Annotated in this window: 10 protein-coding genes; 1 reads left to right on the top strand and 9 read right to left on the bottom strand. The window is 72.1% G+C overall.

The window, feature by feature from the left end; all coding sequences use genetic code 11:
* Window positions 1–5 precede the first annotated feature (5 nt).
* The 3 genes from ACY0MR_RS22775 to ACY0MR_RS22765 form a co-directional block, all read right to left on the bottom strand.
* A complete protein-coding gene (locus ACY0MR_RS22775; protein ID WP_392863674.1) occupies window positions 6–1,349 on the bottom strand; it encodes an extracellular solute-binding protein in 1,344 nt (447 codons plus the stop codon).
* Between the two features lie 250 nt (window positions 1,350–1,599).
* A complete protein-coding gene (locus ACY0MR_RS22770) occupies window positions 1,600–1,887 on the bottom strand; it encodes a DUF3039 domain-containing protein (protein WP_361862690.1) in 288 nt (95 codons plus the stop codon).
* A gap of 30 nt (window positions 1,888–1,917) precedes the next feature.
* A complete protein-coding gene (locus ACY0MR_RS22765) occupies window positions 1,918–2,478 on the bottom strand; it encodes a YqgE/AlgH family protein (protein WP_030324470.1) in 561 nt (186 codons plus the stop codon).
* Between the two features lie 290 nt (window positions 2,479–2,768).
* Between ACY0MR_RS22765 and murA the strand changes: the two genes are divergently transcribed.
* Complete coding sequence (gene murA, locus ACY0MR_RS22760; RefSeq protein WP_388798238.1) at window positions 2,769–4,115, top strand: UDP-N-acetylglucosamine 1-carboxyvinyltransferase; 1,347 nt, start codon at window positions 2,769–2,771, stop codon at window positions 4,113–4,115.
* 194 nt (window positions 4,116–4,309) lie between these two features.
* On the opposite strand, the gene ACY0MR_RS22755 is transcribed toward murA, so the two are convergent.
* From ACY0MR_RS22755 to ACY0MR_RS22730, 6 genes are all read right to left on the bottom strand, one after another.
* Window positions 4,310–4,591, bottom strand: a complete 282-nt coding sequence (locus tag ACY0MR_RS22755; RefSeq protein WP_017237029.1) for an HU family DNA-binding protein — start codon at window positions 4,589–4,591, stop codon at window positions 4,310–4,312.
* A gap of 312 nt (window positions 4,592–4,903) precedes the next feature.
* On the bottom strand, window positions 4,904–6,334 hold the full coding sequence (locus tag ACY0MR_RS22750) for an NAD-dependent malic enzyme (protein ID WP_388798235.1): 1,431 nt from the start codon (window positions 6,332–6,334) through the stop codon (window positions 4,904–4,906).
* A 413-nt stretch (window positions 6,335–6,747) separates the two neighbouring features.
* Entirely contained in the window at window positions 6,748–9,108 is a 2,361-nt protein-coding gene (locus ACY0MR_RS22745) for a HelD family protein (RefSeq protein WP_473554994.1), read from the bottom strand.
* A gap of 135 nt (window positions 9,109–9,243) precedes the next feature.
* Window positions 9,244–10,395, bottom strand: a complete 1,152-nt coding sequence (locus ACY0MR_RS22740) for a uroporphyrinogen-III synthase (protein WP_388798229.1) — start codon at window positions 10,393–10,395, stop codon at window positions 9,244–9,246.
* Window positions 10,396–10,479: 84 nt separating this feature from the next.
* Window positions 10,480–11,847, bottom strand: coding sequence for a nitrate/nitrite transporter (locus tag ACY0MR_RS22735; protein WP_388798226.1), 1,368 nt, complete (start codon window positions 11,845–11,847; stop codon window positions 10,480–10,482).
* A 121-nt stretch (window positions 11,848–11,968) separates the two neighbouring features.
* A complete protein-coding gene (locus tag ACY0MR_RS22730; protein WP_473554991.1) occupies window positions 11,969–13,000 on the bottom strand; it encodes a LysR family transcriptional regulator in 1,032 nt (343 codons plus the stop codon).
* Window positions 13,001–13,028 lie beyond the last annotated feature (28 nt).

Raw genomic sequence — 13,028 nt, 5'->3', positions numbered from 1 at the left:
GCGGCTCAGCCCGCCGGCGCGAAGGCCGCGTCCATCTTCTTCGCGGCGTCGTCGGCCGCCGCCTTGGCGTCCTTACGTCCGCTGACGACCTCCTGGAACATCGTGGGCAGGACGAGGGAGGCGTCGATCTGGCCCCAGCCGGGGGACGCGGGGACGAACCTGGTGCCGGCGCCGAGGGTGTCGATGAAGGGCTTCACGAAGGGCTGCCGCTGGGCGGCGGCGGTGCGGACGTCGGTGAACGTGGGGAGGAAGCCCATGGCGTCGAAGAGCTTGGCCTGGGTGTCCTTGCCGGTGAGGGCGGTGAGGAGGTCGACGGCGAGGCTGCGGTGGGAGGTGCTCTTGAGGACGCCGATGTTGTTGCCGCCGGCGAAGGCCGGGGCGATGGAGCCGGGGGTGGTGCCGGGCAGCGGGACGACGGCGTACTTGCCCTTCACGGTGCCGGCCTCGACGGCGGCGTGGCTGAAGTCGCCGCCGATGGCCATGGCGGCCTTGCCGGAGGCGAAGGCGGTGACGGTGGCGTTACCGCCCATCTGGGCGCATTTGGCGGCGGGGCAGTTGTCGTCGCCGAAGAGCGAGGTGTAGGTGCTGATGCCCTTGACGGCGGCGTCGCTGTTGACGGCGGCCTTGTAGGAGTCGCCGTCCGCGGTGGCGAGTTCGCCGCCGGCGGCCCAGACGAAGGGCATGGCGCCGTAGGTGTAGGCGCCGCCGACGGCGATGCCGTACAGCTCGGGCCGGGCCTTGTGGATCTTCTTGGCGGTGGAGACGAGTTCGGCCTGGCTCTTGGGGGCGGTGAGGCCGAGGTCGCGGAACACGTCGGTGCGGTAGTAGAGGGCGCGGACGCCGACGAACAGCGGGGCGCCGTAGACCTTTCCGCCGACGGTGACGGACTGCCTGGCGGTGGGGTCGGTGTCCTTGGCCTCGTCCCAGGCGCCGAACTCGGCGCTGATGTCGGCGAGTCCGCCGTCCTTGACGTATCCGGCGGTGTCGGTGTTGCCGTACTCGATGAGGTCGGGCGCCGACTCGGGGTCGTTGAAGGCGGCCTTGACGCGCTGGGCGCGGGTCTCGACGGGGATGTACTCGACCTCCACCTTCGCGCCCTGGTGCTGCTTCTCGAAGGCGGCGACGGCCTGGGAGACGACCTGCTCCTTGGGCTTGTTGCTCACCTCCTGGAAGAGCCAGACCCGCAGGGTGCCGGTCTTCTCGTCCGTCGTGGCCTTGCCGTCGGACGTCTGGGGCGCGCAGGCCGTGGCGGTGAGGCCGGCCAGCAGGAGCGCCGCGGCGGTGGCGGTGACGGGGGTGCCCCCTGCTCGGGCGAGGCCGAGAGCTCGGGGGAGGGCGGAAAGCTTCATGTCGGATCCCCTCCGGGTGCGTGCGTTGCAACATGCGCAATGCGCGTTTCGTTCTGCACAACACGCGTGAGGTTAGGCGTGCCCGCGGTGACCCGACAAGAGGTCTCGACCACCTCAACCACTCCGTGACCGGCGGATGCATCCTGCGCAACGGCCGCCGGGGCCCGGAACGACGAAACGGCCCCCGTCACGCGTACCGAAGTACGCGTGACGGGGGCCGCCCCCGATGTTCCGGAGCGTCAGGACACCGCTACTTGTCCTTGCCGCCCTTGTCCTTGTCGCCACCGCCGGCGCCCATGGAGTCGTAGATCTCCTTGCACATCGGGCAGACCGGGTACTTCTTGGGGTCGCGCCCCGGTACCCAGACCTTGCCGCACAGCGCCACGACGGGGGTGCCGTCGAGGGCGCTCGCCATGATCTTGTCCTTCTGGACGTAATGGGCGTAGCGCTCGTGGTCGCCGTCACCGTTGGACACCTGCGGCGTCGGCTCGACGAGGGTCCCCGTACCTGCCCCGCGCTCGGGCTCGAGAGTGCTCATAACCGCCAAGGGTACTGAAAGCCGGGCCCCTCAGTTGAGCGAGGGATCGTCCGGGTACGTCGCGATCATCGCGAGCTCGCCGCGCTGCCTCCGGAGGACCTGCCGCCAGAGCGTCTCGGGCTGCGGGGAGGAGACGTCACCGGGCTCCGACTCCACCACGTACCAGGCGCCGTCGCCCAGCTCGGTCTCCAGCTGGCCGGGTCCCCAGCCCGCGTACCCGGCGAAGATCCGCAGCGAGCCGAGGGCCGGTCCGAGCAGCTCGGGCGGGGTCTCCAGGTCGACCAGGCCGATGGCCCCGTACACCCGACGCCAGCCGAGCGGACCCTCGTCGCCGGGGATGACGGCGACCCCGAGGGCGGCGTCGAGGGAGACCGGTCCGCCCTGGAAGACGACGCCGGGTTCGCCGGCGAGGCCGGCCCAGGGGGCGAGGATGTCGCCGACCGTCACCGGTGTCGGCCGGTTGAGGACCACGCCGAGCGAGCCCTCGTCGTCGTGGTCGAGCAGCAGGACCACCGCGCGGTCGAAATTCGGGTCCGCGAGGGCGGGGGTGGCCACGAGCAGCCGTCCTGTGAGCGAGGACACCTCGGTCATGCGACACATGATCCCGCATCTTCCGGCTTCGCGGGCGGTCTCGGAGGGCACCGAGGGGGCCGATGTCCGGAACTCGCCGACCGCCGCAGTTCAGAGGGGACGCGGCGGGCCCGCGGCGGCGCCCGGGCGACGGAAGCGGACGGTGACGCTCCGCAAGATCACGGGAACAGAGGGTGTTGTGCCGAATTCATTACATCTGACAGGGCACCCGGAGCACCCAAGAGGGGTCTCATGGACCCTTACCCTTTTCACTGGCCACCCGACCGACCCCACTCCGGAACGCGAGATTCATGACCGGCACAGACAGCCATGATGTACTGCTCGTCCATGGCGGAACCCCGCTGGAGGGAGAGATCCGCGTCCGCGGCGCGAAGAACCTCGTGCCCAAGGCGATGGTCGCCGCCCTGCTCGGCAGCGGCCCGAGCCGACTGCGCAATGTGCCCGACATCCGTGACGTCCGCGTGGTCCGCGGACTGCTCCAGCTGCACGGAGTGACGGTCCGCCCGGGCGAGGAGCCCGGTGAGCTCGTCCTCGACCCGACGCACGTCGAGTCGGCGAACGTCGCCGACATCGACGCCCACGCCGGGTCGTCCCGCATCCCGATCCTCTTCTGCGGTCCGCTGCTGCACCGTCTGGGCCACGCCTTCATCCCGGGCCTGGGCGGCTGCGACATCGGCGGCCGGCCCATCGACTTCCACTTCGACGTGCTGCGCCAGTTCGGCGCCACCATCGAGAAGCGGGCCGACGGGCAGTACCTGGAGGCCCCGCAGCGCCTTCGCGGTTGCAAGATCCGGCTGCCGTACCCCTCGGTCGGTTCGACCGAGCAGGTGCTGCTGACGGCGGTGCTCGCCGAGGGCGTCACCGAGCTGTCGAACGCCGCCGTGGAGCCCGAGATCGAGGACCTCATCTGCGTGCTGCAGAAGATGGGCGCGATCATCTCCATGGACACCGACCGGACCATCCGGATCACCGGTGTCGACCGCCTCGACGGCTACACCCACCGGGCGCTCCCGGACCGCCTGGAGGCGGCCTCCTGGGCGTCCGCGGCGCTCGCCACCGAGGGCAACATCTACGTGCGCGGCGCCCAGCAGCGCTCGATGATGACCTTCCTCAACACCTACCGGAAGGTGGGCGGTGCCTTCGAGATCGACGACGAGGGCATCCGCTTCTGGCACCCGGGCGGCTCGCTCAACGCGATCCACCTGGAGACCGACGTGCACCCCGGCTTCCAGACGGACTGGCAGCAGCCGCTGGTCGTGGCGCTGACGCAGGCCTCCGGCCTCTCCATCGTCCACGAGACGGTGTACGAGTCCCGGCTCGGCTTCACCTCCGCGCTCAACCAGATGGGTGCCCACATCCAGCTGTACCGCGAGTGCCTCGGCGGCTCCGACTGCCGCTTCGGCCAGCGCAACTTCCTCCACTCGGCCGTCGTGTCCGGGCCGACGAAGCTACAGGGCGCCGACCTGGTCATCCCCGACCTGCGCGGCGGCTTCTCGTACCTGATCGCGGCCCTCGCGGCCCAGGGCACCTCGCGGGTGCACGGCATCGAGCTGATCAACCGCGGCTACGAGAACTTCATGGACAAGCTCGTCGAGCTCGGCGCCAAGGTCGAGCTCCCGGGCAGCGCGCTGGTCTGACCGGCCGTACGCGCGCGGGGACCGGCTCCCCGCGCGCAGCGGCCTTCCGGCGCCCGGGGACCCGCTCCCCGGGCGCACACCGGGCGCGCGACGGCCTGCACGGGCCTCTGACGGGCAAACGGAAGGGCGGCCACCCCCTGACAGGGTGGCCGCCCTTTCTGCGCCTCCAGGCTGCTTACGCGGCCTTGGCGGCCTTACTTGCCCTTGGCGGCTTCCTTGAGCTTCGAGCCCGCGGAGACCTTCACGCTGTAGCCGGCCGGGATGTTGATCGGGTCGCCGGTCTGCGGGTTACGAGCGGTGCGAGCGGCACGGTGGGTGCGCTCGAAGGTCAGGAAGCCGGGGATGGTGACCTTCTCGTCGCCCTTGGCGACGACCTCACCGACGGTCTCGGCGAGAGCGGCCAGCACGGCGTCGGCGTCCTTGCGGGTCACCTCGGCGCGGTCGGCCAGAGCGGCCACCAGCTCACTGCGGTTCATGTTGTTACTCCCGTGTTCTTCTTGCCTGTGAGGCGTGCCACGCGGCGGAAGCCGCGTGATTGGGTACAGCGAAGCCGATGCTGCCAGGGCCTTCGGACAGTCCCCGGACCCGGGTCTAATGACAGACCCTCGCGCCCAAACACGCATCCTGCCCCCACCAGCGGCGGGAACGCCAATCCGGCACCCCCTGGGGTCACACGAAAAGCGCCAGAGCCCCGTGGTGGTGACGTTCTGTCGACTCCGCGAAAACCATGCGGAGCCGAAAAGCCACCCTAAAGGCGGGTTTACGACTCCGCGAATCGCGACGCGCCGTCAGCGACCGGTCGCCGCCGGGCCGCCGGCCGCCGCCTTGGCCGCGTTGCGCACGGCTCCGGCGACCGCACCCGCGACCTTGTCGTTGAAGACCGACGGGATGATGTAGTTCGGGTTCAGTTCGTCCTCGGTGACGACGTCGGCGAGGGCCGAGGCCGCCGCGAGCATCATCTCCGTGTTGACGGTACGGGACTGGGCGTCGAGGAGGCCGCGGAAGACACCCGGGAAGACCAGCACGTTGTTGATCTGGTTGGGGAAGTCCGAGCGGCCGGTGGCGACGACGGCGGCGGTCTGGCGCGCGGCGGCCGGGTCGACCTCCGGGTCCGGGTTCGCGAGCGCGAAGACGATCGCGCCCTCCGCCATGGCGGCGACGTCGTCCGCGCCCAGCAGGTTCGGGGCCGAGACGCCGATGAAGACGTCCGCGCCGACGACGGCCTGCTTGAGGGTGCCGGTGACGCCCTCGGGGTTGGTGTTGTCGGCGATCCAGCGCAGCGGCGAGTCGGCCGGGGCCTCCACGAGGTCCTCGCGGCCCGCGTGCACGACGCCCTGGATGTCGGCGACCACGGCGTGCTTCACACCCGCGGCGATCAGCAGCTTCAGGATGGCCGTGCCGGCCGCGCCGGCACCGGACATGACGACCCGTACGTCGCCGATGCCCTTGTTGACCACGCGGAGCGCGTTGGTCAGGGCGGCGAGGACGACGATGGCGGTGCCGTGCTGGTCGTCGTGGAAGACGGGGATGTCGAGGGCCTCGCGGAGCCGGGCCTCGATCTCGAAGCAGCGGGGCGCGGAGATGTCCTCCAGGTTGATGCCCGCGAAGCCGGGGGCGATCGCCTTGACGATCGCGACGATCTCGTCGGTGTCCTGGGTGTCGAGGCAGATCGGCCAGGCGTCGATGTCGGCGAAGCGCTTGAACAGGGCCGCCTTGCCCTCCATGACGGGCATCGCGGCCATCGGGCCGATGTTGCCGAGGCCGAGGACGGCGGAGCCGTCGGTGACGACCGCGACGGTGTTGCGCTTGATGGTGAGGCGGCGGGCGTCCTCGGGGTTCTCGGCGATGGCCATGCACACGCGGGCGACGCCCGGGGTGTAGATCATGGAGAGGTCGTCACGGTTGCGGATGGGGTGCTTGGCCGCCATCTCGATCTTGCCGCCGAGGTGCATCAGGAACGTACGGTCGGAGACCTTGCCCAGGACGACGCCCTCGATCGTGCGCAGCTGGGCGACGATCTCGTCGGCGTGCGCGGTGGAGGTCGCGGCGATGGTGACGTCGATGCGGAGCTTCTCGTGGCCGGAGGCGGTCACGTCGAGGCCGGTGACGGATCCGCCGTGGGACTCCACCGCCGTGGTGAGCTGGGAGACCGCGGTTCCGCTCGCGGGAACCTCCAGCCGGACCGTCATCGAGTACGAGACGCTGGGCGCCGTTGCCATGGCCGAGTTCCTCTGCTTTCCCTGAGCTTCGTTGCTACGCCGCCCCGGCTGGTTGCCCGGTGGCGCCCTCCGATGGTCGCACCTACCTGCCGGTAGCAGGTAATGCGGTCATTTCGTTTTCGGAAAGTAGTTTCCACCATACGAGAAGTACTGGGGAAACAGAAGAGGCCCCCGCCACCTGGGGTGACGAGGGCCTCGACTTCGTACGTACGTCTAAGTGGCACCGACCCGCCATGCTCGCCTCGCGGCAAGTGGTCCCTCTGAGGGACGAAGGTTGGGCCCGGGGGCTTGGATCGAGCCGGTGCCACGACAAGGCTAACAAACCACCCTGGTCGGTGATTCCAGCGCCACAGGTTGACCTGAAATCGGCGTCCCCGGCTCCGGCGGACCGACCCCTCGGAGGCAGGGGCGGATCAGTCCCTCAGCAGGTCCGGGACCCCCGCCTCGTCCGGCATGTCCGCGGCCGCGGCGACCACCGTGAGCTGCTGCGTCGCCCGGGTCAGGGCCACGTAGAGGACCCGCAGGCCGGCCGGGGACTCGTCCGCGATCTCGGCGGGCGAGACGACGACCGTGGCGTCGTACTCCAGGCCCTTCGCCTCCAGGGAACCGAGCGCCACGGCCCGGTCGCCCAGTTCGGCCAGCCAGCGGGCCGCCTCCTGACGCCGGTTCATGGCGACGACGACACCGACGGTGCCCTCGACCCGCTCCAGCAGCAGCCGCGCCTCGGACCGAACGGTTTCAGCCAGGTCGGGCTTGCCGCCGACCTCCCGAACCCGGACGAACCGGGGCTCGACGCCCGTCGAGCGGACCGCGCGGGGCGACTCCTTGCCCGGCATCGCGAGCGCCAGCACCTTGGCCGCGAGCTCGGCGATCTCCGCCGGGTTGCGGTAGTTCACGGTCAGCTCGAAGCGGCGCCGCGGCCGGGACCCCAGGGCCTCGTCGCGGGCCGCCGCCGCCTCGTCGGGGTCCGACCAGGAGGACTGCGCGGGGTCGCCCACGATCGTCCACGTGGCGTGCCGGCCGCGGCGGCCGACCATCCGCCACTGCATGGGCGTGAGGTCCTGCGCCTCGTCGACGATCACGTGCGCGTACTCCGTGCGCTCCGCCGCCAGCCGCTCGGCCCGCTCGCGCTGGGTCTCCTCGCGCACCGGCATGAGCTCCTCCAGGCCCGTGAGCTGGTCGAGCGGGTCGTACTCGCGCTTCCTCCGGGGCCGGGACGGGGTGCCGACCAGGGTGTGGAGCTCGTCGAGGAGCGCCACGTCGTGGACGGACAGCTCCGTGCGGCGCAGCGAGCGGGCGAGCCGCCGCACCTCGCCCGGGTTGAGGATGCGGCGGGCCCAGCGGCCGAGCCGGCGCTCGTCGGACATCGCGTCGAGGACCCGGCGCGGGGTCAGCTCGGGCCACCAGGCGTCGAGGAAGCCGAGGAAGGCGTCCTCCGTCGACACGTCCTCGTCGAAGGAGGAGCGCAGTTCGGCGGCGAGCTCGGGGTCGCTGTGCCGGCCGGCGGCGCCGGACTTGGCGTAGAGCGCGTCCAGGAGCAGCCGGCGGGCGCGCGGGCGCAGCAGGTTGACCGGGGCGGTGCCGCCGAGCACGTTGTGCCGGATGCGGCGCAGTTCGTCGGCCTCCAGCTCCAGGCGCCGGCCGAAGGCGACCACCCGCAGCCGGGTGGGGGTGCCGGCGGGTGCGGCGGCCTCCTCGGCGCCGTCCGGGTCCTCGCCGAGGGCGAGCTGGGCCTGCCCCTTGGGCGCGGGCGTCTCCAGGGCGCCGCGGGCGGCCTTGCGGAGCACGTGCAGCATCCGCGAGGAGCCCTTGATCCGGGCGACGGCCGGCTCGTCGTAGGCGGTGGCCTCGGCGCCGTCGACGAGGCTGCCGACGGCGCGGATCGCGACCTGGCCCTCCTCGCCGAGGGAGGGCAGGACGCCCTCGGTGTACGAGACGAGCAGCGGGGTCGGCGAGACGATGAGGATGCCTCCGGCGTACCGCCGCCGGTCCTGGTAGAGCAGGTAGGCGGCCCGGTGCAGGGCCACGGCCGTCTTGCCCGTGCCGGGCCCGCCCTCGACGTACGTGACGGAGGCGGCGGGGGCGCGGATGACGAGGTCCTGCTCCGCCTGGATGGAGGAGACGATGTCCCGCATGGTGTGGCTGCGGGCCTGGCCGAGGGCGGCCATCAGGGCGCCGTCGCCGATGACGGGCAGCTCGTGACCGTCCAGGCTGGCGCGGAGCTCGGGGCGCATCAGGTCGTCCTCGACGCCGAGGACCTGGCGGCCCTTGGAGCGGATGACCCTGCGCCGGACGACCCGGCCGGGATCGACCGGCGTGGACCGGTAGAAGGGCGCGGCGGCGGGCGCCCGCCAGTCGATGACCAGCGGCGCGTAGTCGGAGTCGAGGACGCCGATCCGGCCGATGTGGAGGGTCTCGCCGATGTCGGCGGTGTTGTCGGGCCGGACGGCGTCCTCGGCGGGCTCGACGGAGGTGTAGGCCCCGTCGGGTCCCTTCTTGCCGTCCTTGCCGTACAGCAGGTCGATCCGGCCGAAGAGGAAGTCCTCGAACTCGTTGTTGAGCCGGTTGAGGTGGATGCCGGCCCGGAAGACCTGGGCGTCGCGCTCGGCGAGGGCGCCGGGCGTGCCGACCTGGCCCCGCTGGGCGGCGTCGTTCATCAGGAACTCCGCCTCGTGGATCTTCTCCTCCAGTCGGCGGTAGACGTGATCCAGATGTTCCTGCTCGACACCGATCTCACGGTCTCTGACCGTGTCCACGGCTTCCTGCGCGGCCACCTAAGGCCCCCTTCTGACGTGCACTGGGCAGCCGTCGAGCGTACGCCACCGGCCCCCACTGTGTCAGGCGAGACCCCCGAACCGGGTCGCGTTCCTCCGTCCCCCTCACCCGCCCCCGGACGTCGTCCGCCGCCGTCAGTCGCCGTACTTGGCGTCCGCCGCCGGGTCGAGCGCCAGCCTGTACCCCCGCTTCACCACCGTCTGGATCAGCTTCGGCGTGCCGAGTGCCGCCCGCAGGCGGGCCATCGCCGTCTCCACCGCGTGCTCGTCGCGCCCCGCGCCCGGCAGCGCGCGCAGCAGGTCGGCGCGGGAGACCACCCAGCCGGGGCGGCGGGCGAGGAGCCCGAGGAGGGCCATGCCGGCGGGCGGCACGGGCCGCAGGGCGCCGTCGACGAGGACGGCGTGCCCGCGGACCTCCACCCGGTGCCCCGCGACGGGCAGCGCCCGTGAGCGGGCCGGCAGCTCCGTGCAGAGCAGTTGGACCAGCGGTCCGAGCCGGAACCGCTCCGGCTGGTACGTGTCGACGCCCTCGGCCTGGAGCGCCAGCGCCGTCACGGGCCCCACGCAGACCGCGAGGACGTCGTGCCGCAGCGCGGCGACGAGTTCGGCCCGTACGCCCCTCTCCCCCGCCCGCGTCAGGAGCGACACGGCGGCGGGGGCGCTGGTGAAGGTGACCGCGTCCAGGCTCCCGGACAGGACGGCGTCGAGGAGCCGGTCGAGCGGCCCGATGTCCTCCGGCGGCATCCAGCGGTAGACGGGCACGCCGACGACCTCGGCGCCGCCGGCGGTGAGCGCCTCCACGAAGCCGGGCAGCGGCTCCCCGTGCAGCTGGATCGCGATGCGCCGGCCCGTCACGCCCTCGGCGAGCAGCAGGTCGAGGACCTCGGCCATGGACTCCGAGCCGGGCGACCAGGACTCGGTGAGTCCGGCGGCCCGTACGGCTCCCTTGACCTTGGGTCCCCGGGCGAGGAGTTCGACGTCCCGCAGGACGGCGAGGAGTTCCTGCCCGCATCCCCAGCCCTCGGCGGCCTCGACCCAGCCCCGGAAGCCGATCGCCGTGGTGGCGATGACGACGTCCGGGGCGTGGCCGATGAGCTCCTTGGTGGCGGCGAGGAGTTCGGTGTCGTCCGCGAGGGGCACGATCCGCAGGGCCGGGCCGTGGACGACGGCCGCGCCGCGCCGCCGGAGCAGCGCGATGAGTTCGTCCGCGCGGCGCGCCGCGGTGACGCCGACCGTGAAGCCGGCGAGGGGGCCGGCCGCGGTGCCCTGTTCTTGCTGCTCGTCCATGGGGTGAGAGCCTGACGGGAACGCGTGACGGTCTCGGTTCGCGCGTATTTCCTGATCGTTACGGTCCGCGCCGGGCACCGGTCGTCACACCTTCGCGTAGCCGGTCCGGGCCTCGGACCCGGTGGCGTCCCCGGCGTCCCGCGGGACGGTGGCGGGGACGGCGGCCGGAGCCCGAAGGTATACCGCCCAGGTGACGGCCATGCAGGCCGCGTAGAAGACCAGGAAGGAGACGAAGGCGGCCGTGCCGGTGCCGGAGGTCTGGAAGGACTGGCGGAAGGCGAGGTTGATGCCGAGTCCGCCGACCGCGCCGACCGCGCCGATGAGGCCCATCGCGGCCCCGGACAGGCGCCGTCCGTAGGCCTCGGCGGCCTCGCCCGCGAGGCCCCTGCGGTGCCCCTGGGCGAGGAAGATCGCCGGGATCATCTTGTATGTGGAGCCGTTGCCGAGGCCGCTGAGGACGAAGAGGCCGATGAAGCCGACGAGGAAGACGGTGAGGGACTCGACGACCGAGGCGTAGATCACCACGCCGGTCGCGGCGGCCATGGCGGCGAAGGTGGCCAGGGTGATGCGGGCGCCGCCGTGCCGGTCGGCGAGGGCTCCGCCGACGGGGCGGATGAGGGAGCCGAGGAGCGGTCCGACGAAGGTGAGCGAGGCGGCCTGGAGCGGGGTGCGGCCGAACTGGGTCTGGAGCACGAGGCCGAAGGCGAAGCTGTAGCCGATGAAGGAGCCGAAGGTGCCGATGTACAGGAAGGCCATGATCCAGGTGTGGCGGTCGCGGACGGCCTCCTTGGCGGCGCCGGTGTCGTTCCTGACGGGGGCGAGGTTGTCCATGAAGAGCGCGGCGCAGACGGCGGCGACGACGATCAGCGGGAGGTAGACGCCGAGCACGATCCTCGGGTGCAGGGCGCCGGCCGTGCCGATCACGAGGAGGCCGACGAGCTGGACGACGGGCACGCCGATGTTGCCGCCGCCGGCGTTGAGCCCGAGCGCCCAGCCCTTCTTGCGGAGCGGGAAGAAGGCGTTGATGTTGGTCATGGAGGAGGCGAAGTTGCCGCCGCCGACGCCCGTGAGCGCCGCCACCAGGACGAAGGTGGTGTACGAGGTCCCGGGCTCCATCACGGCGAAGGCGAAGCCGGTCGGCAGCAGGAGCAGCAGGGCGCTGAGGATCGTCCAGTTGCGGCCGCCGAAGCGGGCGACGGCGAAGGTGTACGGGACGCGGATCAGCGCGCCGACGAAGGTCGCGGTCCCGATCAGGAAGAACTTGCCCGCCGGGTCGATGCCGTACTGCGGCCCCATGAAGAGCACCATGACCGACCACAGGCTCCAGACGGAGAAGCCGATGTGCTCGGAGAGGACGGAGTAGAGCAGGTTCCGCCGGGCGATCCGCTCCCCCTTCTCACGCCAGAAGTCCTCGTCCTCCGGCTCCCACCGCTCGATCCACCGGCCGCCCATGTCGTACCTCCGCGGGTGTCGGGTCCGGGGGCGTCCACTGCCCCGGTCCATCCGTCCCCCGACCCTAGGGAGGGCGCGTTTCGGCCCGGTGCCCGGAGGTGTCGTCGGCGGAACCTTGCTCTCACCCGGCGTGCGCGGGCCCTGTGAGCGCCCCGGCCTCCGCCGGCAGCCCGGGCTCGTCCTCCGGCAGCCAGGATCCGGCCGGGCGGTGGTGCCAGCCCTCGCGGGCCCCGATCTCGGCGGCCGCGGTCCGCAGGGCGTCCAGCCCGGGATGGCGGAGCCCCTTGCGCCACACCAGGCTCACCGGTGAGAGGGGTACGGGGTCGACGAGCGGCCGCAGCACGGAGCCCGGCATGGGCGGGAAGTCGACGACGGCGAGGACCGGGTGGCGGTGCTTGGCCATGATGCGGCGGAACTCCTCCTGGCCCACGGCGAGCGGCGCGGGCGGGGAGATCTCGATGCCGCGGCCGGCGAAGAGGCGGGCGGCGAGGTCGGTCCACTCGGGTGTCCGGTCGTTCCCCGCGCCCGCGTAGATCCGTTCCCCGGCGAGGGCGCCGAGCGGCACCTCGGACAGGGCGGCGAGCGGGTGGCCGTCGGGGAGGATGACGGCCATCCGCTCGTACCGCACGAACTGGGAGTCGAGTCGCGCCCGCGTCGCGGCGTCCAGTCCGCCGTAGCGTCCGAAGGAGGTGTCGATCCGTCCGGCGAGCATCTCCCGTACGGCGCCGGTGAGTCCGCTCTCGTAGCGGGCCATCAGCTCCTGGTCCGGAGCGAGTTCGCGGGCCCGGCGCAGTACCTCCTCGGGGGCGAGGCCGGGGCTGTTGAGGTCGACGAGGAGGGGCCGGGGCGTGGCCCGGAAGGCCTCGCTCAGCTCGTCGTGGGCGGCCAGCACCCGGAGCGCGTACGGGAGGAGGCGCTCGCCGTCCGGGGTGAGGGACACCTGCCGGGTGGTCCGTACGAAGAGTTCGGTGCCGGTCTCGCGCTCCAGGCGCCGGATGTCGCGGCTGAGGGCCTGCTGGGCGAGGTAGAGGCGGGCGGCGGCGCGGGTGAAGTGCAGTTCCTCGGCGACGGCGGTGAAGGCGCGCAGGAGGCGGGGGTCGAGGTCGCGCGGTGCGGCGGACGGCGGCCGGGGGGAGGGTACCGAGGAGGGCATCGCCGCATTCAACAACACAGACGCGTGA

This window comes from Streptomyces sp. JN8, from assembly GCF_055808075.1.
Note: the sequence above shows the minus strand (reverse complement) of the source record. Positions and strands in the feature narration are given on the sequence as shown.